This window comes from Pseudomonas sp. 1121_17 (assembly GCF_052850745.1).
Genome location: NZ_VXCX01000017.1, coordinates 23,837 through 47,964, shown reverse-complemented (window position 1 = coordinate 47,964; position 24,128 = coordinate 23,837). Strand labels below are relative to the sequence as shown.

24 protein-coding genes and 1 pseudogene are annotated in these 24,128 nt (G+C 62.4%); 10 read left to right on the top strand and 15 right to left on the bottom strand.

The window, feature by feature from the left end; all coding sequences use genetic code 11:
- Positions 1–25 precede the first annotated feature (25 nt).
- The 3 genes from FW789_RS22740 (at position 26) to FW789_RS22730 (ending at position 3,843) form a co-directional block, all read left to right on the top strand.
- Positions 26–1,408: a glutamine synthetase family protein gene (locus tag FW789_RS22740; protein WP_103435549.1), complete on the top strand. Its 1,383-nt coding sequence runs from the start codon at positions 26–28 to the stop codon at positions 1,406–1,408.
- Positions 1,409–1,412: 4 nt separating this feature from the next.
- On the top strand, positions 1,413–2,186 hold the full coding sequence (locus FW789_RS22735) for a gamma-glutamyl-gamma-aminobutyrate hydrolase family protein (protein WP_103435550.1): 774 nt from the start codon (positions 1,413–1,415) through the stop codon (positions 2,184–2,186).
- 109 nt (positions 2,187–2,295) lie between these two features.
- Complete coding sequence (locus FW789_RS22730; protein WP_103435551.1) at positions 2,296–3,843, top strand: APC family permease; 1,548 nt, start codon at positions 2,296–2,298, stop codon at positions 3,841–3,843.
- Between the two features lie 34 nt (positions 3,844–3,877).
- Here FW789_RS22730 and gmk read toward each other — a convergent pair whose 3' ends face one another.
- Positions 3,878–4,507, bottom strand: a complete 630-nt coding sequence (gene gmk / locus FW789_RS22725; RefSeq protein WP_446432080.1) for a guanylate kinase — start codon at positions 4,505–4,507, stop codon at positions 3,878–3,880.
- 13 nt (positions 4,508–4,520) lie between these two features.
- The gene (locus tag FW789_RS22720) at positions 4,521–5,384 is read right to left on the bottom strand and encodes a YicC/YloC family endoribonuclease (RefSeq protein WP_340612488.1); all 864 of its coding nucleotides are present in this window, start codon (positions 5,382–5,384) and stop codon (positions 4,521–4,523) included.
- A gap of 225 nt (positions 5,385–5,609) precedes the next feature.
- Here FW789_RS22720 and rph point away from each other — a divergent pair, with 225 nt between their 5' ends.
- The gene (rph, locus tag FW789_RS22715; RefSeq protein ID WP_101322881.1) at positions 5,610–6,332 is read left to right on the top strand and encodes a ribonuclease PH; all 723 of its coding nucleotides are present in this window, start codon (positions 5,610–5,612) and stop codon (positions 6,330–6,332) included.
- 45 nt (positions 6,333–6,377) lie between these two features.
- Here rph and FW789_RS22710 read toward each other — a convergent pair whose 3' ends face one another.
- The gene (locus FW789_RS22710) at positions 6,378–7,157 is read right to left on the bottom strand and encodes an exodeoxyribonuclease III (protein WP_101322882.1); all 780 of its coding nucleotides are present in this window, start codon (positions 7,155–7,157) and stop codon (positions 6,378–6,380) included.
- Positions 7,158–7,238: 81 nt separating this feature from the next.
- Here FW789_RS22710 and pyrE point away from each other — a divergent pair, with 81 nt between their 5' ends.
- Positions 7,239–7,880: an orotate phosphoribosyltransferase gene (pyrE, locus tag FW789_RS22705; protein ID WP_101322883.1), complete on the top strand. Its 642-nt coding sequence runs from the start codon at positions 7,239–7,241 to the stop codon at positions 7,878–7,880.
- Positions 7,881–7,951: 71 nt separating this feature from the next.
- On the opposite strand, the gene FW789_RS22700 is transcribed toward pyrE, so the two are convergent.
- The 7 genes and pseudogenes from FW789_RS22700 to coaBC all read right to left on the bottom strand — a co-directional run bounded on the left by FW789_RS22700 (position 7,952) and on the right by coaBC (position 13,885).
- Positions 7,952–8,611, bottom strand: coding sequence for a DUF799 domain-containing protein (locus tag FW789_RS22700; RefSeq protein ID WP_103435554.1), 660 nt, complete (start codon positions 8,609–8,611; stop codon positions 7,952–7,954).
- A complete protein-coding gene (locus tag FW789_RS22695) occupies positions 8,608–8,979 on the bottom strand; it encodes a DUF4810 domain-containing protein (protein ID WP_207072854.1) in 372 nt (123 codons plus the stop codon). The genes FW789_RS22700 and FW789_RS22695 overlap by 4 nt, the downstream gene beginning before the upstream one ends.
- Positions 8,980–9,009: 30 nt before the next feature.
- Positions 9,010–9,690 carry a CsgG/HfaB family protein gene (locus tag FW789_RS22690; protein ID WP_101322886.1) on the bottom strand — a complete coding sequence of 227 codons (681 nt, stop codon included), beginning with the start codon at positions 9,688–9,690 and terminating at the stop codon, positions 9,010–9,012.
- Positions 9,691–9,760: 70 nt separating this feature from the next.
- Positions 9,761–10,672, bottom strand: coding sequence for an acetylglutamate kinase (gene argB / locus FW789_RS22685; RefSeq protein WP_103435555.1), 912 nt, complete (start codon positions 10,670–10,672; stop codon positions 9,761–9,763).
- A gap of 29 nt (positions 10,673–10,701) precedes the next feature.
- Positions 10,702–12,075, bottom strand: a pseudogene (locus FW789_RS22680) (phosphomannomutase/phosphoglucomutase); the annotation flags it as partial.
- Between the two features lie 137 nt (positions 12,076–12,212).
- A complete protein-coding gene (dut, locus tag FW789_RS22675) occupies positions 12,213–12,668 on the bottom strand; it encodes a dUTP diphosphatase (protein ID WP_446432079.1) in 456 nt (151 codons plus the stop codon).
- Positions 12,669–12,673: 5 nt separating this feature from the next.
- A complete protein-coding gene (gene coaBC, locus FW789_RS22670) occupies positions 12,674–13,885 on the bottom strand; it encodes a bifunctional phosphopantothenoylcysteine decarboxylase/phosphopantothenate--cysteine ligase CoaBC (protein ID WP_101322890.1) in 1,212 nt (403 codons plus the stop codon).
- A gap of 123 nt (positions 13,886–14,008) precedes the next feature.
- Here coaBC and radC point away from each other — a divergent pair, with 123 nt between their 5' ends.
- Positions 14,009–14,689, top strand: coding sequence for a RadC family protein (gene radC / locus FW789_RS22665; protein WP_446432078.1), 681 nt, complete (start codon positions 14,009–14,011; stop codon positions 14,687–14,689).
- A gap of 169 nt (positions 14,690–14,858) precedes the next feature.
- On the opposite strand, the gene FW789_RS22660 is transcribed toward radC, so the two are convergent.
- Positions 14,859–16,451, bottom strand: coding sequence for an ABC transporter substrate-binding protein (locus FW789_RS22660; RefSeq protein WP_207072856.1), 1,593 nt, complete (start codon positions 16,449–16,451; stop codon positions 14,859–14,861).
- 361 nt (positions 16,452–16,812) lie between these two features.
- Here FW789_RS22660 and rpmB point away from each other — a divergent pair, with 361 nt between their 5' ends.
- Entirely contained in the window at positions 16,813–17,049 is a 237-nt protein-coding gene (rpmB, locus tag FW789_RS22655) for a 50S ribosomal protein L28 (protein ID WP_101322893.1), read from the top strand.
- 11 nt (positions 17,050–17,060) lie between these two features.
- Positions 17,061–17,216, top strand: a complete 156-nt coding sequence (rpmG, locus tag FW789_RS22650) for a 50S ribosomal protein L33 (RefSeq protein ID WP_021702025.1) — start codon at positions 17,061–17,063, stop codon at positions 17,214–17,216.
- 135 nt (positions 17,217–17,351) lie between these two features.
- Here rpmG and FW789_RS22645 read toward each other — a convergent pair whose 3' ends face one another.
- On the bottom strand, positions 17,352–17,552 hold the full coding sequence (locus tag FW789_RS22645) for a hypothetical protein (protein WP_103435561.1): 201 nt from the start codon (positions 17,550–17,552) through the stop codon (positions 17,352–17,354).
- A 96-nt stretch (positions 17,553–17,648) separates the two neighbouring features.
- Positions 17,649–18,008 (bottom strand): cupin domain-containing protein, encoded by a 360-nt coding sequence (locus tag FW789_RS22640; RefSeq protein WP_101322895.1) that lies wholly within the window; start codon positions 18,006–18,008, stop codon positions 17,649–17,651.
- A gap of 197 nt (positions 18,009–18,205) precedes the next feature.
- On the opposite strand from FW789_RS22640, the gene FW789_RS22635 reads away from it, so the two are divergent.
- Both FW789_RS22635 and FW789_RS22630 read left to right on the top strand, forming a co-directional pair.
- Entirely contained in the window at positions 18,206–19,699 is a 1,494-nt protein-coding gene (locus FW789_RS22635; RefSeq protein WP_101322896.1) for an aldehyde dehydrogenase, read from the top strand.
- Between the two features lie 129 nt (positions 19,700–19,828).
- On the top strand, positions 19,829–20,968 hold the full coding sequence (locus tag FW789_RS22630) for an MFS transporter (protein ID WP_186700359.1): 1,140 nt from the start codon (positions 19,829–19,831) through the stop codon (positions 20,966–20,968).
- 42 nt (positions 20,969–21,010) lie between these two features.
- Here the strand turns inward: FW789_RS22630 and FW789_RS22625 are convergent, their stop codons facing one another.
- Together FW789_RS22625 and FW789_RS22620 are read right to left on the bottom strand one after the other, a co-directional pair.
- Positions 21,011–22,567, bottom strand: a complete 1,557-nt coding sequence (locus tag FW789_RS22625; RefSeq protein WP_186700361.1) for a phospholipase D family protein — start codon at positions 22,565–22,567, stop codon at positions 21,011–21,013.
- A gap of 60 nt (positions 22,568–22,627) precedes the next feature.
- Positions 22,628–24,058: an aminotransferase-like domain-containing protein gene (locus tag FW789_RS22620; protein ID WP_101322899.1), complete on the bottom strand. Its 1,431-nt coding sequence runs from the start codon at positions 24,056–24,058 to the stop codon at positions 22,628–22,630.
- Positions 24,059–24,128 lie beyond the last annotated feature (70 nt).

The following is a 24,128-nucleotide window of genomic DNA, read 5'->3' as shown; positions in this document are numbered from 1 at the left end:
GCTCCACACCCAAAGGATGTACACCATGACGTCGGTAAACCCGCGCGCCAGCACTTCCAGTGAGATGTCCGACTTTCTCAAGGCGCATCCGGACATCCAGTACGTTGATCTGCTGATCTCCGACATGAATGGCGTGGTTCGCGGCAAGCGTATCGAGCGTGCCAGCCTGCACAAGGTCTACGAGCGTGGCATCAATTTGCCGGCGTCGCTGTTCGCCCTTGATATCAACGGCTCGACCGTGGAGAGCACCGGCCTGGGCCTGGACATCGGCGACGCCGACCGGGTCTGCTACCCGATCCCTGGCACCCTGTGCTACGAGCCATGGCAGAAGCGCCCGACAGCGCAGTTGCTGATGACCATGCACGAAATCGAAGGCGAGCCGTTTTTCGCCGACCCGCGTGAGGTGCTGCGCAAGGTAGTGAGCAAGTTCGACGATCTGGGCCTGGATATCTGCGCCGCGTTCGAGCTGGAGTTCTACCTGATCGACCAGGACAACCTCAACGGCCGGCCGCAGCCGCCACGCTCACCGATCTCCGGCAAGCGCCCGCAATCGACCCAGGTGTACCTGATCGACGACCTCGACGAGTACGTCGACTGCCTGCAGGACATGCTCGAAGCCGCCCGCGAGCAAGGCATCCCGGCCGACGCCATCGTCAAGGAAAGCGCCCCGGCGCAGTTCGAGGTCAACCTGCATCACGTTGCTGATCCGATGAAGGCCTGCGACTACGCGATCCTGCTCAAGCGCCTGATCAAGAACGTCGCCTACGACCATGAAATGGACACCACCTTCATGGCCAAGCCCTATCCGGGCCAGGCTGGCAACGGCCTACACGTGCACATCTCGCTGCTGGACAAAAAGACCGGCAAGAACATCTTCACCAGCGAAGACCCGCTCGAAAGCGCGCCGCTGCGCCACGCCATTGCCGGCGTTCTGGAAACCATGCCAGCGTCGATGGCGTTTCTCTGCCCGAACGTCAACTCGTACCGCCGTTTCGGCGCGCAGTTTTATGTACCCAATGCACCGAGCTGGGGCCTGGACAACCGCACCGTGGCCGTGCGCGTGCCGACCGGCAGCAGTGACGCAGTGCGCCTCGAACACCGCGTCGCCGGTGCCGATGCCAACCCGTACCTGATGATGGCGTCGATCCTGGCCGGCATTCACCACGGCCTGACCAACCAGCTCGAGCCGGGTGAGCCGATCGAGGGCAACTCCTACGAGCAGCTCGAGCAGAGCCTGCCGAACAACCTGCGTGACGCCCTGCGCGCGCTGGATGACAGCGAGATCCTGAACCAATACATCAGCCCGGACTACATCGACATCTTCGTCGCCTGCAAGGAAAGCGAGCAGGCCGAGTTCGAGGTGTCGATTTCCGACCTTGAGTACAACTGGTACCTGCACACGGTGTAAGCCCATGAGCGCAAACGTGGTCCCTCTGATTGGTGTCAGCGCCTGCCGCCAGCAGGTCGGCAAGAATGCTTCGCACACCGTTGGCGACAAGTACGTGGAGGCGGCCGGCTATGCCGGGATCCCGTTGATCCTGCCTGCGCGCGATGTCGGCAGCGACCCGCTGGCACTGCTGTCGATCCTCAATGGCATCGTTTTCACCGGCTCGCCTTCCAATGTCGAGCCGCATCACTACAATGGCGCCGCCAGCGTTGCCGGCACCCGCCATGATCAGGCGCGTGATCGCCTGACCCTGCCTTTGCTGCGCGCAGCCATCGCCGCCGGAGTGCCGGTGCTGTGTATCTGCCGCGGCTTTCAGGAGCTCAATGTGGCCCTGGGCGGCAGCCTGCACCAGCGCGTGCAGGAGCTGCCCGGTTACCTCGACCACCGCGAACCGCAGGACGCGCCGCTGGAGGAGCAATACGGCCCTCGGCATCTGGTGCGCACTGAGGCGGGCGGGCTGTTCGAGCGTTTTGGCCTGCCTGAGCAGTTCGAGGTCAACTCGCTGCACAGTCAGGGTATCGACCGCCTGGCCAGTGGCCTGCGTGTCGAAGCACGGGCCCCGGATGGCCTGATCGAAGCGGTGTCGATGCTGGACGCGCCGGGCCTGGTGCTCGGCGTACAGTGGCACCCGGAGTGGCGTTTCGCCGAAAACCCGGTCTCGCTGCGCCTGTTCAAAGCGTTTCGCGAGGCCTGCAAGGCCCATGCTGTGCGGGAGGTTTCACGCCAGAAAACAGTCTGACGTCAGCCGAAGGTCTCGGATGACTCACCCCCGACAGCAAGCTTTCAATGAGTGAAAGCGGACCCTCAGCGGTCTGTGAAAACAATACCAATATCGACGGCGAATACTCATGAGCGAAAACACAGATAACGGCCGCCCGCCCGGTGCGGCGGCCGCTTCAGACGGCAGCGCCCCTCGCGCCAGCAAAGGCCTGGCCAAGGGCCGGCTGGGCTTGCTGGCCAGCGTGGTGCTGGGCATTTCCACCATTGCCCCGGTCTACACCCTGACCGGCGCGCTTGGCCCGACCGTGCGTGAGGTCGGCGCACACCTGCCAGCAGTGTTCATTGTCGGCTTCCTGCCAATGCTGTTGGTTGCCCTCGGCTACCGTGAGCTGAACGCGGCAGAACCGGACAGCGGCACCTCGTTCACCTGGTCGGCCCGCGCGTTCGGTCCGATGATCGGCTGGATCGGCGGCTGGGGCCTGGTGGTGGCGACCACCATTGTGTTGTCCAACCTGGCCGGCGTGGCGGTGGACTTCTTCTATCTGTTCCTCGCGCAGATCACTGGCGATCAATCGCTGGCCGCGTTGGCCGACAATCTGTTGATCAACATCATCACCTGTTGCGTGTTCATCGCGCTGGCGGTATGGATCTGTTGTCGCGGCATGGGCACCACCATGACAGTGCAGTACGGCCTGGTGGCCTTGCAGTTACTGGTGCTGATCGGTTTCGCCTTTGCTGCCTTCGGCGAAACCACCGCGCCGCCACCACTGGCCTTTGACCTGGCCTGGTTCAACCCTTTCGGCGTCGAGTCGTTCTCGGCGTTCGCTGCGGGCTTGTCGTTGTCGATCTTCATCTTCTGGGGCTGGGACGTATGCCTGACCGTCAGTGAAGAGTCGATCGGCAGCGATGAAGTGCCGGGCAAGGCAGCGACCTGGACGGTGCTGTTGATTCTCTGCCTGTATCTGCTCACCGCCATCGCCACCCTGCAGTTCGCCGGGATCAGTGATGTCGGCCTGGGCCTGGGTAATCCGCGCATTCAGGAAAACGTCTTCGCTCACCTGGCCGGCCCGGTCATGGGCCCGTTGGCGATCCTCATGTCGATTGCGGTGTTGGCCAGTACTGCAGCGTCGTTGCAGTCGACGTTCGTTTCGCCGGCGCGCACGTTGCTGGCGATGGGTTACTACGGCGCGGTACCAAAGCGTTTCGCCAAGGTCTGCCCGCGTTCGCAGACGCCACGCTATGCCACCATTTGCGCGGGCATTGCCGCAGCACTGTTCTACGTGACCATGCGTACCCTCAGCGAGAACGTGCTGGCCGACACCATCACCGCGTTGGGCATGATGATCTGCTTTTATTACTCGCTGACTGCCTTTGCCTGCGTCTGGTACTTCCGCCGCAGCCTGTTCAGCAGCCTGCGGCACTTCCTCATGCGCGGCATCTGCCCGTTGCTGGGTGGCGCAATCCTGTCGGTGATCTTCGTGCGCACGGCAATCGACAGCGCTTCGCCAGATTTTGGCAGCGGCTCGCATGTGGGTGGGCTGGGGCTGGTGTTCGTGATTGCGGCGATCATCTCGCTGCTGGGCATCTGCCTGATGCTGCTGTCGCGGCTGCGCCTGCCGGCGTTCTTCCTCGGCGCCACCTTGCAGCAGCAGGCCAAACTGCAACTGCAGGAGTGAAGTGATTTGGGGCCGCTATCGGCCCCAAAACAGATCAGCCAACCAATTGCTTGAGCAGCGCACCATGGCGCTGCTTTTGCTTTTCAAGCAGCAGGCGATTGGAGCGGAACACCGCTTTGATGTCCGCCAGCGCCGCATCGAAATCATCATTGATGATCACGTAGTCGTACTCGTCGTAGTGAACCATCTCGTTGACCGCTTCCTTCATGCGCCCTTCGATGATCTCTTCGCTGTCCTGGCCGCGCCCGGTCAGGCGTTGGCGCAGCGCATCCTGGCTCGGCGGCAGGATGAAGATCGACAGGGCATCAGGCATCAGTTCGCGCACTTGCTGGGCGCCCTGCCAGTCGATTTCCAGAATCAGGTCAAAGCCCTCATCCAGGGTGGATTGCAGGGCGCTGCGGGAGGTGCCGTAAAAGTTGCCGAACACCTCGGCGTGCTCGATGAAGTCACCCTTGTCGATCAGGCTCTGGAACTGCTCGCGGTCGACAAAGTGATAGTTGACCCCGTCTTTTTCGCCCGGTCGCATTGCACGGGTGGTGTGCGAGACCGATACGCGGATATGCGTATCTTCCCGGGTGATCGCCGTGAGTTCGGTAACCAGGCTGGTCTTGCCCGCGCCAGATGGCGCCGAGATGATATAGAGAGTGCCGCTGCAGTGGTTCATGGTCGGGATGGCCTTACTCGATGTTCTGTACTTGTTCACGCATCTGCTCGATCAACACCTTGAGGTTGACCGCCGCCTGCGTACTGCGCGGGTCGAATGCCTTGGAGCCAAGGGTGTTGGCTTCGCGGTTGAGTTCCTGCATGAGGAAATCCAGGCGTCGACCTGCAGCGCCACCGGACTTGAGCACCCGGCGCACTTCGGTGATGTGGGTGTTGAGGCGATCCAGCTCCTCGGCGACGTCGCTTTTTTGCGCGAGCAGGACCATCTCCTGCTCCAGTCGCTGCGGGTCGAGTTCGGCCTGCATGTCATGAAAGCGATCGAGGATCTTCTGCCGCTGCACCGCCAGCATCTGCGGCACCAGCGCGCGGAGGGTAGTCACTTCACTGGCCATGCCGTCGAGGCGCTCGTTGATAAGCCGGGCCAGCTCCTGGCCTTCGCGTTGGCGACCGGCCTTGAGCTCCTGCACCGCTTCGTCGAACAAGGCGATGGCTTCGGCATTGAGGGCCTGCGGGTCGCTGGCATCGGCCACCAGCACGCCGGGCCAGGCCAGCACTTCCAGCGGGTTCAGCGGCGCGGGCTGCTTGATCAGGCTGGCGACGGTTTCGGCGGCGGCGACCAGTTGCGCGGCGCGCTCGCGGTCGACCTGCAGCGGCTTGCCGGTGCTGTCTTCATTGAGGCGCAGGGTACATTCGACCTTGCCCCGTGACAGCCCTTGGCGCAGGCCTTCGCGCACCGCGCTTTCAAGCTCGCGCAGGGCTTCTGGCAGGCGCAGATGCGGCTCCAGGTAGCGGTGGTTGACCGAGCGCAGCTCCCAGACCAGAGTGCCTTGGCTGCCGGCGCGCTCGACGCGAGCAAAAGCGGTCATGCTGTGCACCATGGCGGACTACCTCGCATAAGAATGATGGGGCAGCCGGGTCAGGCTGCAAGGCGCGCGATTGTAACGCAGAGTGGGCTGCGCGCCCAATTTCGGCCCTGTCATCGATCGCCTTGGCCGCAGTCAGGAGTAGTCGACAGGCTGGCGCCTGCGACGATAGGCATGTCCTCGCCGGGCTGCGGGCTTTATAATGCTCGGCAGATTCGAATCCCAGTACAGGTATCCCAAATGAAACGTCCAAGTGGTCGCGCCGCCGATCAGCTCCGCTCGATCCGCATCACCCGCAACTACACCAAGCACGCCGAGGGCTCCGTACTGGTCGAGTTCGGTGACACCAAGGTCATCTGCACGGTCAGCGTCGAAAACGGCGTGCCGCGCTTCCTCAAAGGCCAGGGCCAGGGTTGGTTGACTGCCGAGTACGGCATGCTGCCGCGTGCTACCGGCGAGCGTAACCAGCGCGAAGCCAGCCGTGGCAAGCAGGGTGGCCGCACCCTCGAAATCCAGCGCCTGATCGGCCGCTCGCTGCGCGCTGCGCTGGACATGAGCAAGCTCGGCGATGTCACCCTGTACGTCGACTGCGACGTGATCCAGGCTGACGGCGGTACCCGCACTGCCTCGATCACTGGCGCCATGGTCGCGCTGGTCGATGCCCTGGCGGTGATCAAGAAGCGCGGCGGCCTCAAGGGCGGCAACCCGCTCAAGCACATGATTGCTGCTGTATCGGTAGGCATGTATCAGGGCGAAGCAGTGCTCGACCTGGATTACCTGGAAGACTCCGCGGCCGAGACCGACCTCAACGTGGTCATGACCAGCGCCGGTGGTTTCATCGAAGTGCAGGGTACAGCCGAAGGCGCGCCGTTCCAGCCGGAAGACTTCAACGCCATGCTGGCGCTGGCGCAGAAAGGCATGAACGAAATCTACGACCTGCAGAACGCGGCTTTGGCTGACTGATTGCATTCGTAACTTCTGGGGCCGCGCAGCGGCCCCAGAAGCAGGTCAGATCGTCAAGGTCCAGTCATAGTCCACAATCAGTGGCGCATGCTGGGAGAACCGCGGCTGACGCGGCAGGCGGGCACTGCGCACAAAGCGGCGCAAGCCTGGCGTGAGGATCTGGTAGTCGAAGCGATAACCCAGGTTGAGCATCTCGGCCTGTTCGTTATCGGGCCACCAGCTGTACTGATCGCCTTCGCGGCTGACTTCACGCAGCGCGTCGACATAACCCATGTCACCCACAATCGAATCCATCCACGCCCGCTCGGGCGGCAGGAAACCAGGTGACTGCTGGCTGTCGCGCCAGTTTTTGATGTCGAGCTTCTGCTGCGCCACGTAGAACGAGCCGCAATAGATGTATTCACGACGCTTGCGCCGCTGTTTGTCCAGGTACTTGCCGAAATCGTCCATCAACTTGAATTTCTGGTTCAAGTCTTCGTCGCCGTTCATGCCCGAAGGCAGCAACAGGCTGGCAATACTGACTTTGTCGAAATCTGCTTGCAGGTAACGTCCGTAGCGGTCGGCTGTCTCGAAGCCCAGGCCGGTGATGACTGCCTTGGGCTGCATCCGCGAATAGAGCGCCACACCACCTTGGGCGGGCACCTCTGCATCGCAGGCATAAAGGAAATAGCCATCGAGCTGGAAAGCTGGGTCGTCGAGTTCAAAGGCCGAGGCGCGGGTATCCTGAAGGCAGATGACGTCGGCATTCTGGGCTTGTAGCCAGCTGAGCAAACCACGCTCGGCTGCAGCCTGAATGCCATTAACGTTCACACTGATGATCCGCATAAATGGCCCCAAAAATCTCGTGCGTGTATGATACCCGAGCTCAACTCATTTAGCTAAATCCGTGGTGTCTGGGACTTTTTCATGCAGCCGTATCAGCGCGACTTCATCCGTTTTGCCATCGATCGCGGCGTTCTGCGCTTCGGTGAATTCACCCTGAAATCGGGGCGTACCAGCCCGTACTTCTTCAATGCGGGGCTGTTCAACAGCGGCTCGGCACTGGCGCAGTTGGGACGTTGCTACGCGGCGGCCATCGTCGACAGCAAAATCCCCTTCGACGTGCTGTTTGGCCCGGCTTACAAAGGCATCCCGCTGGCTTCGGCCACTGCGGTCGCCTTGGCCGACCAACATCAGCTGGACGTGCCGTGGTGCTTCAACCGCAAAGAGGCCAAGGCCCATGGCGAGGGCGGTAGCCTGGTCGGCGCACCGCTGGAAGGCAATGTGCTGATCATTGATGACGTGATCACCGCCGGTACCGCGATCCGTGAAGTCATGCAGATCATCAGCGCACAGCAGGCCAAAGCCGCCGGCGTACTGATCGCGCTCAACCGCGAAGAGCGTGGCAACGGCGAGCTGTCGGCGATCCAGGAAGTGGAGCGCGACTTCGGTATCCCGGTGGTCAGCATCGTTTCGCTGACCCAGGTACTTGAGTTCCTCGCTGACGATCCGCAGCTCAAGCAGCACTTGCCAGCGGTCGAGGCGTACCGCGCGCAATACGGGATCTGATCCCGCAGCAGAGGCCTGTGCTTGTACAGGCCCCTGCTTATTCCTCAGAGCGCGTAAATTCCACTCGGGATTCAGTCGGTACCGTACTTGGGCGAACGCGGGCCATACAGAATGCCGCCGTTCGGATACGGTGACAGCAACCGCGCGCTGGTCATGCCGGCAATCGGGTAGCCGGCGTCATCCTGCACGCTGCTGATGACCTGGTTGACCGCCGCCATCACCAGCATGCCGATCAGGCCACCCTGGTTCTGCCGACCTTCCTCACTGGACGCTGTGGCGCTACCGGTCCACAGCGTGGTGCCGGTCTTCAGGTCGACCAGCTTGGCGCTGGCGGTAACGATGGTCGCGCTGCTAAGCACCATGTAGCGGGTGCCATAGTCACTCACGGTCACGTACAGGCCGGCATCGGCGCCGAAGATCTCCTGCAGCTTGCTGGTCGGCAGCTCATGGATATCCGATGGCGTCGTCATGCCGTTCTGGCGGAAGGTCTCGTCGACCAGCGCCACCGGCATTACGTAATAACCCGCTTCGGCCAGCGGATAGGTCACCTGCGCAAGCATGCTGTAGGTGGCCTTGACGTCCGGCGACTGGTTCAGCGGCGGCAGAATCAGGATCGACTTGGGCCGCGCCTGCTTGTACGCAGAGTAGTCCACGGTACGGCGCTCGGCGCAACCGGCGAACAAGGCCAGCACGCAGGCGCCGACGATCAGTTGGGTGATCCGCTTGATCATTGTTTGGCCCCTTTGCGCGCGTTGTTCATGAGAAAGTCCATGTACTTGGCCGACTCAGGGAACAAGGCCTTTTCAGTCTGGAACTGCTGAATCATCTGGTCGTCCTTGCCCAGGCTGGAATAGATCAGCCCCAGCTGCGCGTGGTAACCCGGGGGCACGGCGCCATTCTTGGCCTTGATCTTCTCAAGGTCGCGCTCGAGGGCTATGGCCTGTTCTTCCTTGGCCTGGCCCTTGAAGTACTCGTTGACCTGCGGCTGGTAGCCTTCCCACTGATACAGTGGTTTGTGCGGGGTGCCGCAGCCGGTCAGCAGAACGCTGCCCAGCACAACGCCGGCGACCAGGCGCCAGCCTTGAGGGATGATGCTCATGAATGTGTCTTCCTTGTTGTGCTGCTCAGCTTATCGGGCTTGAGGCTTCCATTGGCCGTTGTCGATCGCGTCGACCATCTTGTTGATCGCTTCGCGCATGGCCAGGTCGAGGACCTTGCCGTTGAGCGTGGAGTCATAGCTGGCGGTACCGCCAAAGCCGATGATCTCGCGATTGGAAAGGGCGTACTCGCCGGCACCCTGGGTCGAATAGACCACTTCCGAGGTGCTGATATTGACGATGTTCAATGCCACCTTGGCGTAGGCGATCTGGGTTTTACCGCGGCCAAGAATGCCGAACAACTGGTGGTCGCCGACTTCTTTGCGGCCGAACTCGGTGACGTCACCGGTGACCACGAAATCCGCACCCTTGAGCTTCTGCGCCATGCCCTTGATGGTCGCTTCCTGCTGGATCTCGCCCATGTTGTCGCGATCAAGCACATTGAAGCGGTTGGTCTGCTGCAGGTGGGTGATGAGGATGGTCTTGGCCTGGCCGCCGAGGCGGTCGACGCCGTCGGAGAAGATCCCGCGCATGTAGCTGGAACGGTTGTCGAACTTGCCCACAGCGATTGGGGTGCGTTGGCCGCTGTACGGGCGGTTGACGCTTTCGACCTGTTGCACGGCAACAGCTTTGGACGTTTCAGTGGCGCAGCCGGCGAGGGACCCGACAGCCAGAACGGCTGCCAGCACGAGTCCATGTGATGCGTATTTCACGCGCTTTCTCCAGGGTAGATATTAGTTTCTGCAGGGGTGTTACGGGGCTGCAAAGCAGCCCCAAAAAAAATCAGACCAAGGCGCGCTTGCTGTTGGTGATCAGGGTGCCTACACCGCTGTCGGTGAAGATCTCCAGCAGCACCGCGTTCGGCACGCGACCGTCGATGATGTGCGAACTCTGCACGCCGCCCTGGACTGCTTCCAGTGCGCATTTGATCTTCGGCAGCATGCCGCCGTAGATGGTGCCGTCGGCGATCAGCTCGTTGACTTGCTCGGTGGTCAGGCCGGTCAGGACCTGGCCCTGCTTGTCCATCAAACCGGCAATGTTGGTCAGCAGCATCAGCTTCTCGGCCTTCAGCGCTTCGGCAACCTTGCCGGCAACCAGGTCGGCGTTGATGTTGTACGACTCACCGTTGGCGCCGACACCGATCGGGGCGATCACCGGGATGAAGTCGCCACGGACCAGCATGTTGAGCAGGTCGGTGTTGACCCCGACCACTTCGCCGACGTGGCCAATGTCGATGATCTCGGGCGAGGTCATCTCTGGCGTCTGGCGGCTGACCTTGAGCTTTTTCGCGCGGATCAGCTCGGCGTCCTTGCCGGTCAGGCCGATGGCGCTGCCGCCATGGCGGTTGATCAGGTTGACGATGTCTTTGTTGACCTGGCCGCCGAGCACCATCTCGACTACGTCCATGGTCGCCGAGTCGGTCACGCGCATGCCGTCGATGAAGTGGCTCTCGATCGACAGACGCTTGAGCAGGTCACCGATCTGCGGGCCACCGCCGTGCACTACCACCGGGTTGATGCCGACTGCTTTCATCAGCACGATGTCGCGGGCAAAGCCGGTCTTGAGCTCTTCGCTCTCCATCGCGTTGCCGCCGTACTTGATCACCAGCGTCTTGCCGACGAAGCGACGGATGTAAGGCAGCGCTTCGGACAAGACTTCGGCTACATGGGAGGCGGCTTCGCGATCGAGGGTCATGCAGGGCTCCAGTGGGAACGGATAATCGGTCAGAACGGCAGTTGCAGGTCAGGGGCAACCCGCAGCAACTGCGCGCGGAAAACATCCTTGATACGTTGCAATTCGGCCTCGCTGTCGGCTTCGAAGCGCAGCACCAGCACCGGCGTGGTGTTGGAGGCGCGGACAAGGCCCCAGCCTTTGGCGTAGTCGACCCGCACACCGTCGATGGTGGTCAGGTTGGCTTCACCCCAGTCGGCGTCGCGTTGCAGTGCATCAATGATGCTGAATTTACCCTCGTCGGTCACATCAATATTGATTTCCGGCGTAGAGATATCGTTCGGGAATGCAGCGAACAGGCTCTCGGCGTCCTGCTCGGCCTGGCTGAGGATCTCGAGCAGGCGTGCGGCACTGTAGATGCCGTCGTCAAAGCCGAACCAGCGCTCCTTGATGAAGATGTGCCCGCTCATTTCGCCAGCCAGCAAGGAGCCGGTCAGCTTCATTTTCTTCTTGATCAACGAGTGGCCGGTCTTCCACATTAGCGCGCGACCGCCGTGCTGTTCGATCAGCGGGGTCAGGCGACGGGTGCATTTGACGTCGAAGATGATCTCGGCGCCTGGGTTGCGCGACAGCACGTCCTGGGCAAACAGCATCAGCAGGCGGTCGGGGTAGACAATGTTGCCGGTGTTGGTCACCACGCCCACGCGGTCGCCGTCGCCATCGAAGGCCAGGCCGATATCGGCGCCGGTTTCCTTGACCTTGGCAATCAGGTCTTGCAGGTTTTCAGGCTTGCCCGGGTCCGGGTGGTGATTGGGGAAGTTGCCGTCGACTTCGCAGAACAGCGGGATCACTTCGCAGCCCAGAGCTTCGATCAGTTGCGGGGCATTCACGCCCGCTGCGCCGTTGCCGCAGTCGACAACTACCTTGAGTTTTTTCGCCAGCTTCACATCGCCGACGATCTGCTGATGGTAGCGCTGGAGGATCTCGACCTGCTCGACGCTGCCTTCGCCGCGGCTCAGGTCATCTGTTTTCAGGCGGGTCAACAGGGCCTGGATCTGCTCGTTGGCGAGGGTATCGCCGGCGATGACGATCTTGAAACCGTTGTAGTCGGACGGGTTGTGGCTACCGGTGAGCATCACCCCGGAGGTACCGGCCAGCACGTTGGCGGCGTAATACAGGGCGGGGGTTGGCACCAGGCCAACGTCGCTGACCTTGCAGCCGGCTTCGACCAGGCCCTTGATCAGTTGCTCGACCAGCATCGGCCCGGACAGGCGGCCGTCACGGCCAACCGAGATATTCGGCTCGCCCTGAGCGAGGGTCTGGGCGCCGATGGCACGACCGATCCAGTAAGCGGTTTCAGCGTGCAGGGTCTTGCCGACCACGCCGCGGATGTCATAGGCGCGGAAGATGCTCTCAGGCAGTGCAGGGACCAGCTGGACCATATCGTTCATCTCTGGGAAAGCTCCAATGTCTAAGGCTTCTGGGTAGGCGCAAACTGCACGCTTGGACGGTACTTTCGCCAGAGAGTTCGCCATCCGTGGCGCAAACGATCGTTCTCTGGCCGTTATTGGCTGCCCGAATGGCCGAAGCCGCCAGCGCCACGTTGGCTCTCGTCGAAGGCCTCGACGATGTCGAAATGCGCTTGTACCACAGGTACCAGGACAAGCTGTGCAATACGCTCGCCAATGTTGATGGTGAACGCGGTATTGCCGCGGTTCCAGCACGACACCATCAGCTCGCCCTGGTAATCCGAGTCGATCAAACCGACCAGGTTGCCGAGCACGATGCCGTGTTTGTGGCCCAGCCCCGAGCGCGGCAGGATCAACGCCGCCAGGCCTGGATCGCCGATGTAGATCGACAGGCCGGTCGGGATCAGCAGGGCCTGGCCAGGCTCGAGAACGGTGTCCTGTTGCAGCATGGCGCGCAGGTCCAGGCCGGCGGAGCCAGGCGTGGCGTACTGCGGCAGGGGGAATTCGGCGCCGATGCGCGGATCGAGAATCTTGGCTTGAAGAGCGTGCATGTAACTTATTGAACCTGCTTGAGTCGTTCGGCGATAAAAGCAACCAGCTGGCGGGCGATCTTGCCCTTGCTGGTCTGCGCGAATAGGGTCTGGTGCTGCTGGCGGTCGATCACGGTCAGGGCGTTTTCCTCGCTGTTGAAGCCGATGCTGGGGTTGGCCACATCATTGGCGACGATCAGGTCGAGGTTCTTGTCCTTGAGCTTGCGCGTGGCGTAATCGAGCAAGTGTTCGGTCTCGGCGGCAAAGCCGACGCTGAACGGGCGGTCGGCACGGCCAGCAATGGTCGCAAGGATATCCGGATTACGCACCATCTGCAGCAGCATGCCGTCGCCGGTCGTAGGATCCTTCTTGAGCTTCTGCGTGGCGACTACTTCCGGGCGGTAGTCCGCAACCGCAGCCGAAGCGATGAACAGGTCGCACGGCATAGCGGCTTCGCACGCCGCGAGCATGTCCCGCGCGCTTACCACGTCAATCCGGTTGACCCGGTCGGGGGTCTGCAGGTGCACCGGGCCGGTCACCAGGGTTACCCGAGCCCCGGCTTCGGCAGCCGCTTCGGCCAGGGCGAAACCCATCTTGCCGGAGCTATGATTGGTGATGTAGCGCACCGGGTCGATGTTTTCCTGGGTCGGCCCGGCGGTGATCAGCACGTGCTTGCCGGTCAGTGCCTGGCGCTTGAAGCTCTCGGCGGCGCACCAGGCCAGGTCGGTGGCTTCAAGCATGCGGCCAAGGCCGACGTCACCACAGGCCTGGCTGCCGGAGGCCGGGCCGAATACCTGAATACCACGGCTTTGCAGCAGTTCCAGGTTGGCCTGGGTCGCCGGGTCGCGCCACATCGCCTGGTTCATCGCCGGGGCGACGGCGACGGTGGCGTCGGTGGCCAGCACCAGGGTGGTCAGCAGGTCATTGGCCATGCCTTGGGCCATGCGCGCCATGAGATCGGCGGTAGCCGGGGCGATGAGCACCAGATCGGCCCACTTGGCCAGTTCGATGTGGCCCATCGCCGCTTCGGCGGCAGGGTCGAGCAGGTCCATGTGCACCGGGTGACCAGACAGCGCCTGCAAGGTCAGCGGGGTGATGAACTCGGCACCGCCGTGGGTCATCACCACGCGCACCTGGGCGCCGTGTTCCAGGAGTCGGCGAATCAGCTCGGCGCTCTTGTAGGCGGCGATGCCGCCACCGACGCCGAGAACGATGCGCTTGCGATACAGCCGCTGCATAGGCTTGCCTTTTTTCAGTAAGCGGATGACGACGATGGGGCCTGCGGCAGATCGTCGCATTTTCGAAGCGAAATAGATTAACACACGGCTTAAACGCGCCGCAGCAGCACTCAAGGAGCAGTAATGAACATCAGGGAATGGCCGGCCGACGAACGGCCGCGAGAAAAGCTGTTACAGCGCGGCGCAGCCGCATTGTCCGATGCCGAATTGCTCGCCGTGCTGCTGGGTTCGGGGGTGGCCGGGCGCAATGTCGTCGAGCTTGCCCGTGGCTTGCTGGTGCGCTTTGGCGGCCTTCGGCAGTTTCTCGAGGCGCCACGCAGCGCAGTGCTCGGTGAGCCTGGGCTGGGACCGGTGAAGTACGCGCAGTTGCAGGCACTGCTGGAGACCGGGCGGCGTTATCTGCACGAGACCATCGAACGTGCCCCCGCGCTGGAAAGCCCGATGGCAGTGAAGCGTTACCTGAAATCGATGCTGCGCCATGAACCTAGTGAGGTATTTGGCTGCCTGTTTCTCGACTCCAAGCACAGGCCGTTGGCGTTCGAGATCCTCTTTCGCGGCACCATCGACCGGGCCAGCGTGTACCCACGTGAGGTAGTCCGGCACTCGCTGGTGCACAACGCCGCGGCGCTGATCATCTGCCACAACCATCCTTCCGGGAGCAGCGAGCCGAGCCAGGATGATGTGCACCTGACCATGACCCTCAAACGCGGGCTGGCGCTGATCGATGTGCGTGTGCTCGATCACCTGATCATCGGCGAGGGCGAGCCGCTGTCCATGGCCGAGGAGGGCTGGATCAGCGGCTGAGCGCGGATGCCGCTACCACGCGCTGTCTCTGAGCGGCCTTGCCGGAGCGCCGGACCGGTCGGAAAGGGGTGCGCAGCGCCCCCAAAATATCAGCTTCGCTACTGACATCGCCGGGCCAGCTACGCTGGCCTTTCGCGACACAAGGCCGCTCCTACGGGGACCGTGTGATTCAGCGGGTGACCGAGACCTTGCTGAAGTCCAGCCGCCCGAACGGGCTCACCTGGTAGCCCTCGACACCCTTGGCCAGCAACGTTGCGGCGGTTGGGTGCGCCAGCGGCAGCCACAAAGCCTGCTGCTGGATCAGCGCCTGGGCCTGCTGATACAGCCGGCTGCGCACGCTTTGGTCGTTGGTGGTGCGGCCAGCGTTGATCAGCTGGTCCAGACGGCTATCGCAGAAGCGCGCGAAGTTGGTCCCGGACTTGACCGCCGCGCAGGAAAACTGCGGGCTGAGGAAGTTGTCCGGGTCGCCGTTGTCGCCGGCCCAGCCCATGAACAGCAAGTCATGCTCACCGGCTTTGGCGCGGCGGATCAGCTCGCCCCATTCGATCACGCGGATTTCGGCCTTGATGCCGATCTTGGCCAGGTCCGCCTGCAGCATCTGTGCGCCGAGGTTGGGGTTGGGGTTGAGCAGGCTGCCCGACGGGCGGGTCCAGATGGTGGTGCTGAAGCCGTCTGGCAGGTCCGCCTTGGCCAGCAGCGCCTGGGCTTTTTTCAGGTCGGTCGGGTAGCCGGGCAGGTCCTTGGCGTAGCTCCAGGTGTTGGCCGGGTAAGGGCCGTTGGCGGCGGTTGCGGTGCCCTCGAACACGGCTTTGAGATAACTCGACTTGTCGAAGGCGAGGTTGATCGCCTGACGCACCTCGGGCTTGTCCAGCGGCGGATGCTGGCTGTTGATGGCGACAAAGGCGGTCATGAAGGCAGGGGTGGACTCGACCTTGAGCTTATCGTCCTCGCTGGCCGCAGTGATATCCAGCGGCTTGGGCGAAAGCGCCACCTGGCATTCGTTGCGCTTGAGTTTCTGCAGGCGCACGTTGGCGTCCGGGGTGATCGCGTAGATCAGCGGCCCGACCGCAGGCTTGCCGCCGAAGTACTCAGGGTTGGCCTCGTAGCGCACCTGCGCGTCCTTCTGGAAGCGTTTGAATACGAACGGGCCGGTACCTATCGGTTGCGTGTTGAGCTTCTCTGGGGTGCCTGCCTTGAGCAGCTGGTCGGCGTATTCAGCCGAGTAGATCGAGGCAAAGCCCATGCTCAGGGTGGCCAGGAAGGTCGCATCCGGATGGCTCAGGGTGAAGCGCACGGTGTGCGGGTCGCTGGCATCGATCGATTTGATCAGGCTACCCAGCTGCAGCGACTGCGCGTGCGGGTAACCGCCGGGCGCGGTCTTGTGCCAGGCGTGAGCGGGGTAGAGCATGCGCTGGAAGCTGAACAGCACATCGTCGGCGTTGAGGGCCCGGCTTGGCTTGAAGTAGGCGGTGCTGTGGAATTTGGCGTCGTCACGCAGCTTGAAGTCGTACACCAGACCATCGGCCGAGACAGTCCAGTTCAGCGCCAGGCTTGGCACCACTTTGCCCTGCTTGGCATCGAATTCGACCAGGCGGTTCATCAGCACATCGGCCGAGGCATTGGTGGTAGTCAGCGAGTTGTACTGCACCACGTCGAAGCCTTCCGGGCTGGCTTCGGTACAAACCACCAGTGGTGCGGCCTGGGCGAGGCCGGCCAGCAGCAGGCTGGATGAAAACAACAGGGAACGAGCGGCGGCGCGCATGTAAAGTCCTTGGCTGATCAGTGACCCATCTGCCGGTGCAGTCTGGAAATGTCCTACCCTAGTGTGCGAACTGACAAATGACCACACCCTTTTTTACAAACGTAGCGACGAGCGGTCGACAGCCTGCAACCCTAGTCGTTATGCTTGCCGCACTCGCTTGGCCTGCTGCAGAAAGTCATTTTCTGTTGTTGTGGTCGAGTCTTTCTGATATAAAGCAGCGCTCTTTTCTAGGGGCTCGCTCTGTCGCGAAAGCGGATCAGGTTGATAAGACCCCCGGAAACACGGCGCCTAGCGCCATAGACTGAGAGATTAAGCGGCCAACCCATGCCGGGTTGGGCATGTGGTTTTAGAGGGCTGAGGCATGTCGAGAGTCTGTCAAGTTACCGGTAAGGGTCCGGTGACTGGGAATAACATTTCCCACGCAAACAACAAAACCCGTCGTCGTTTCCTGCCAAACCTGCAGCACCACCGTTTCTGGGTTGAGTCCGAGAAGCGTTTCGTGCGTCTGCGCGTTTCCGCCAAAGGCATGCGTATCATCGACAAGCGCGGCATTGATGTCGTTCTGGTTGAAATCCGCCGTGCTGGCGCCAAGGTTTAAGGGAGAGCATCATGCGTGAATTGATCCGTCTGGTATCGAGTGCTGGCACTGGCCACTTCTACACCACTGACAAGAACAAGCGCACCACCCCGGACAAGATCGAGATCAAGAAATATGATCCGGTCGTCCGTAAGCACGTGACCTACAAGGAAGCCAAGATCAAGTAATTGATCCGGCGACCGAAAAAAACCCGCTTCCTCACGGAAGCGGGTTTTTTTTTGCCTGAATGGCTGGGCAGATATCGTTCAAGCAAGGCGCTGGTCTGCGGCTATAGCGCCTTGCTCAAGGCCTGCCCGGCGCGCTCAGGAAATCACCAGGCCAGTAATGCAGTTGTCGCCATCAGCCTGGATAAGTACGCGGTCGGTGCGGAGATCCATGGTGCTGATGTCGTTGGGGCCGACTGCGATATGCAGGCCGGTCAACTCGAGAATGTAGGCTTTGACGCTTTCTACATAACGCGAGCCGATGACGTGACGAGCAGGGCCGAGGATGTCGGTGGTCATGGTGAATCTCCTTGAAGTGTCCGAAATTGGACGCTTGCATGATTCACTGCAGCGCTTGCCGATCAGCGGTACATGTTCACCACGCCATGGCGCGACTTACTTCTGCTCGAACATCACGTAAATCTTGCGGCAGGGCTCAAGTACTTCCCAGGTGCCCTGGAAGCCTGCCGGAATGACGAATCGGTCACCTGCACGCAGCGTCTTCGCATCGCCGGCCTTGTCACGCAGCACCGATACGCCGTGGACGATCTCGCAGTACTCATGTTCGGTGTAACTCACCGTCCATTGGCCGACCGCGCCTTCCCACACGCCCGCCGCAAACTGACCGCATGGGCTTGAGTAGTGGTTGTATACAGCCTGATCCGGCTCGCCCTTGAGGATTTTCTCGGCCGCCGGGCGGTAGCGTTCCGCTTCGGTCAGCACCTGGGCGAAGTCGATAATGCTGGAGATGGTCATCGGTCGAACCCTGTTGTTGTTTAATAAAATTAACATCTGTAGGCATTTTGGCCTTTGGTGTCAAATATATTGATAGTTTATCCGCGCTGGTTTAGGGTAACTCCTGCCCGCGTGCGCTTGTCGCCCGGCCAGAATTTTTGCCAGCGCCCGAGAATCCTCAGTGCGGCGCTGCACCTTAACAAGAGGAGGAGTTTCCTATGACCACCCTGACGCGTGCAGACTGGGAACAGCGTGCCCAACAACTGAAGATCGAAGGCCGCGCCTTCATCAACGGCGAGTATACCGACGCCGTTTCCGGCCAGACCTTCGACTGCCTGAGCCCGGTGGACGGACGCTTCCTGGCCAAGGTTGCCAGCTGTGACGTGGCCGATGCCGATCGCGCTGTTGAAAACGCCCGTGCTACCTTCGAGTCTGGCGTCTGGTCGCGTCTGGCGCCAGCCAAGCGCAAGGCCAAACTGATCCGCTTCGCCGAGCTGCTACGCAGCAATGTCGAAGAGCTGGCCCTGCTCGAGACCCTCGACATGGGCAAGCCGATCAGCGACTCCTCCAGCATCGACATCCCTGGCGCGGCGCAAGCCCTGCACTGGAATGCCGAAGCCATCGACAAAGTCTACGACGAAGTCGCGCCAACCCCGCATGACCAGCTTGGCCTGGTGACCCGCGAGCCGGTTGGTGTGGTCGGCGCCATCGTACCGTGGAACTTCCCTCTGCTGATGTCCTGCTGGAAGCTCGGCCCGGCGCTGGCGACCGGTAACTCGGTGGTGCTCAAACCGTCCGAGAAGTCGCCGCTGACGGCCATTCGCATTGCCCAGCTGGCAATTGAAGCGGGTATCCCGGCTGGCGTGCTCAACGTACTGCCAGGCTACGGTCACACTGTAGGCAAGGCGCTGGCCCTGCACATGGACGTCGATACGCTGGTGTTCACTGGCTCGACCAAGATCGCCAAGCAGTTGATGATCTACGCCGGCGAGTCGAACATGAAGCGCATCTGGCTGGAAGCCGGCGGCAAGAGCCCGAATATCGTCTTCGCCGACGCACCGGACCTGCAAGCCGCTGCCGAAGCCGCTGCCAGCGCCATCGCCTTCAACCAGGGCGAGGTCTGCACTGCCGGTTCGCGTCTGCTGGTCGAGCGTTCGATCAAGGACAAGTTCCTGCCTATGGTCGTCGAAGCGCTCAAAGCCTGGACCCCCGGCAACCCGCTGGACCCGGCCACCACAGTTGGTGCGCTGGTCGACACTCAGCAGATGAACACCGTGCTGTCGTACATCGATGCCGGCCATCAGGACGGCGCCAAGCTGGTTGCCGGTGGCAAGCGCATCCTTGAAGAAACCGGTGGCACCTATGTGCAGCCGACCATCTTCGACGGCGTGACCAATGCCATGAAGATCGCCCAGGAAGAGATCTTTGGCCCGGTCCTGTCGGTGATCAGCTTCGACACCGCCGAAGAAGCCATCGCCATCGCCAATGACACGCCATACGGCTTGGCCGCAGGCATCTGGACCTCGGACATCTCCAAGGCGCACAAGACAGCTCGCGCCGTGCGTGCTGGCAGCGTGTGGGTCAACCAGTATGACGGCGGCGACATGACCGCGCCGTTTGGTGGCTTCAAGCAGTCGGGCAACGGCCGTGACAAGTCGCTGCACGCACTGGAGAAGTACACCGAGCTGAAGGCGACCTGGATCAAGCTGTAATCCTCTAGGTAGCGTCTGCGGGCAAGCCCGCTCCCGGCGGTTCGGCGTTAGTCTCACTGACTGCGCCTTGCCTTTGGGGGCGGGCTTTGCTGCTGTTGGGTGAAAGACAATTCTGCTTGGGAGGCAGTCATGCGTTGGGCTACCTACTTTGCCGTGCTGGCCTCTGTGCTCAGCGTCGGCCTCGCGCTGGGCGTGAGCATGCCGCTGGTGTCGCTGCGCCTGGAAACCTGGGGTTACGGGAGCTTCGCCATCGGCGTGATGGCGGCAATGCCGGCAGTGGGCGTGCTGATCGGCGCCAGCCTGGCCAGCCGTCTGGCTGGCTGGGTCGGCGTGCCGGCAGCCATGCGCATTTGCCTGTGGGGCGGAGCGTTGTCGATCGCCCTGGTTGCGTTGCTGCCCAGCTACCCGTTGTGGCTGGCGCTGCGGTTGGTGATTGGTATGTCGCTGACGGTGGTGTTCATCCTTGGCGAGAGCTGGATCAACCAGTTGGTGGTCGAGCAGTGGCGCGGCCGGCTGGTGGCGCTGTATGGCAGCAGCTACGCCTTGAGCCAGCTGGCGGGGCCGCTGGTGCTGGGCATGCTCGGTTCGGATGATGACTTTGGCTTCTGGGCGGCCACCGGGTTGCTGATCCTTGCGCCGTTGCTGCTGTTTGGTCGTGGCGGTGCGCCGACCACCGAAGCGTGCAGCGTGACCTTCCGCGACCTGCTCGGATTCTGCCGCCGACTGCCGGTGATTGCCTGGGCGATTGCCTTGTTTGCGGCGTTCGAGGCAATGATCTTGACCCTGCTACCGGTGTATTGCCTGCAGCAGGGATTCAGCACTGAGGTGGCGTTGTTCATGGTCAGTACAGTGGTGGTCGGTGATGCGGTGTTGCAGCTGCCGATTGGCCTGCTGGCCGACAAGATGTCGCGGCGCACCCTGTTCAGTGGTTGTGCGCTGACGTTGATGGTGTCCAGCCTGGCGATTCCGTTGTTGATGGAGACCGCGTTGATCTGGCCGCTATGGGTATTGTTCGGTGCCAGTGCCGGTGGCTTGTTCACCTTGTCGCTGATCCTGATCGGCGAGCGCTACCGCGATGATGAATTGGTGCGGGCAAACGCCCATGTGGCGCAGTTGTGGGGCATTGGTTGCCTGCTCGGGCCGCTGTTGGCCGGGGCGGGCAGCCAGTGGATCAGTGGGCATGCGTTGCCGTTGATCATGGCCTTGGGGGCGGCGGGGTTGGTGCTGCTGACCCGGCGGCCTGGGGCTTTTGAGCCGGTGGCTGACTGAAGATGGCTGGGGCCGCTGCGCAGCCCCCCCAGCGGTCTCAAATCAAAGCATCTTCTCCAACCCCACCGCCTTGCTCACCCAGGCATTGAACCGCCGCCACATGCCGCCAGGCTCCTTGCTCAGCACATGCCGCCGGCCGTTGTCCTCAGTCACCCAGACCATCTTGCCGTTCTCCAGCAGCGGCTGGTAACTCAGCGCCGGCGCCATACCCTGCAAGGCCAGCTCGCGGGTGTATTCGGCCAGCTCCGGGCTGTCTACCAGCACGCCGACTTCGGTGTTCCACAACACCGAGCGTGGGTCGAAGTTGAACGAACCGATAAAGGTCTTGTGCCGATCGAACACGATCGCCTTGCTGTGCAGGCTCGAATCCGAACCGCCATGGAAATTCAGGCCGCGCCCGGCACTCGGATCACCCGGCTGCCGGCGCAGCTCGAACAGCTGCACTCCGTGTTCAAGCAGGGCGCGCCGATACGGCGCATAGCCGCCATGCACCGCAGGTACGTCAGTGGCTTCCAGCGAGTTGGTCAGCAGCCGCACCGACACTCCAGCGTCAGCCCGGCTGGTCAGATACACCAGCCCCGATTCACCCGGGACGAAATACGCCGACACCAGAATCAGCTCTTGCTTGACGTTGTTCAGGTCCGGCGCCAACTGCCGCGTCAGCAGCAGATGCGGATCCGGTTCGTCTTGCGCCAGCACCTTGCTCGGCGCGTCCCACAGCGCCTGGCTGTGGGCCCAGATCAGTTCGTTGCGCCAAGTGTCCAGGCGCGGCTGCGATTGATACGCCATCAGCCGGTCATACAGCGCCTTGCGTTTGATCCGCGCCTCGGCCAGTGACACCTCGAGACGCCTGCGGCTGGCGCGCAGGTCGTCGGCATCCGGCATGCTCCAGAGGAAATCGCCGATCGGCCGGCTGAGGGCGCTGTTCCAGTACTGATCGAAACTGTGTCCAAGCTGCTCGGCTACCGGGCCGACGCCGAGCATGTCGATGTCGGTGAAGTTCAGGTTGGGCTCGGCGTCGAAGTACTCGTCGCCCAGGTTGCGCCCGCCGACAATAGCCATGCTGTTGTCGACCAGAAACAGCTTGTTGTGCATGCGCCGGTGCTGGCGCGACAGGTTGAACAGGCGGCCGACGCCGCGGGTGACACCGGTACTGCGGCCCAGATGCAGCGGATTGAACACGCGCATATGGATGTTGGGGTGGGCGGCGAGGGTGGCCATCAACGTGTCGAGGCCGTCACTGGTGGTGTCGTCGAGCAGAATCCGTACGCGCACGCCACGGTCGGCGGCTTGCAGCAGTTCATGCACCAGCGCCCGGGTGCTGAGGCCGTCGTGGACGATGTAGTACTGCACGTCGATGCTGGCCTGGGCGTTGCGGATCAGCTCGGCACGGGCGCGGAAGGCCTCGTTGCTGTTGGGCAGCAGGCGAAAGCCCGAGCGACCTTCATAGGGCGCGGCCTGGCGCTGCACCGAGCGGCCAAAGGCCGAATCACTGGCCGGTAGCGCCTGGCTGACTTCACGAACCGGATTGACGCTGGCGCAGCCAGAAAGGCCGAGCAGCAGCGCCAGCATGAGAGGCAAAGCTCGCTGAAGTCTCAAGGATGAATCGTCCTGTGCGCAGAAGGCTGAGTGCTATGGACCATGCCAGGTGGGGCAAAGTTACGCCTCGCTGTGATCATCGACCAGCAGGCGCAAGGCGGTTTCGCCGACCTTGCGTACCGCCGCCTCGATCTCGGCGCTGGGCCGCGCCGCGTAGTTCATGCGCAGGCAGTGCCGGTACTTGCCGGAGGCGGAGAAGATACTGCCCACCGCGATCTGCACCCCTTGTTCCAGTAAAGCGCGGTTCAGCCGCAGCGTGTCGAAACTTTCCGGTAGCTCGACCCACAGCATGAAGCCGCCCTGCGGCCGGCTGACGCGGGTGCCTGGCGGGAAGTAGCGCGCCACCCAGTCGCTCATCAGATCGCGCCCGCGCTGATACTGGCTGCGCATCCGGCGTACATGCGGGTGGTAGTGACCGCCTGCGATGAAGTCGGCGATGGCCAGCTGCGGTTGCACACAGGTGCTGCCAGTACCGATGTATTTCATGTGCAGCACCCGCTCCAGATAACGCCCAGGCGCCACCCAGCCGATGCGCAGGCCCGGCGCCAGGGTCTTGGAGAATGAGCTGCAGAGCAGCACACGGCCGTCTTCGTCGAACGACTTGACCGTTGGCGGGCGCGGGTAGTTATAGGCCAGGTCGCCGTAGACGTCGTCCTCCAGAATCGCCACGTCGTAGCGCTGGGCCAGGGTCAGCAGGGCCTTCTTGCGCGCCTCGGGCATGATGTAGCCCAGCGGATTGTTGCAGCTGGGGGTGATCTGGATGAGCTTGATCGGCCACTGCTCCAGGGCCATTTCCAGCGCCTCCAGGCTGATCCCGGTGGTCGGGTCGGTGGGGATCTCCAGCGCCTTCATGCCCAAGCCTTTGAGCGTCTGCATGGCACCGTGAAAGCTGGGCGAATCCACCGCAACGATGTCGCCCGGTTCGCACACCGCGCGGATGCTGGTCGACAGCGCTTCGTGGCAGCCGGTGGTCACCACCAGATCGGCCGGGCTGACGTGGCAGCCGGAATCGAGCATCAGCCGCGCGATCTGTTCGCGCAGGGCGATGTTGCCGTGGATGTTGTCGTAATACAGGCCGGGCATGTCCTGGCGCCGGCTGAGCTGGGCCAGGCTGCGCAGCAAGGGCTTGAGGCTTGGACTGTTAACGTCGGGCATGCCCCGGCCAAGCTGAACCACGTCCGGCCGAGGCGTGCCGCGCACCAGCTCCAGCACCTGCTCCCACTGTGAAATCTCCACCGGCCGTTGCGCTGGCCGGGTCACGGCGGGCAGCGCTGGCAGGCTGCGATGGTCGGTAACGAAGTACCCCGATTTTGGCCGCGGCGCGACCAGGCCGTTGTCCTCGAGCATGCGGTAGGCCTGCTGTACGGTGCTCAGGCTGACCCCGTGTTCAACACTCAACGCGCGCACGGACGGCAGCCGCTGGCCGGGCCGGTAGAGACCTTGTTCGATGCGCGCGCCGAGCATCTCAGCGAGGTTCAGATACAGCGTCACGGCAATACTCCTGCAGCGCTCGAGGTGATTGACCAGTACAGATCGGGCAAAAATACAGCATTCAGCGCCA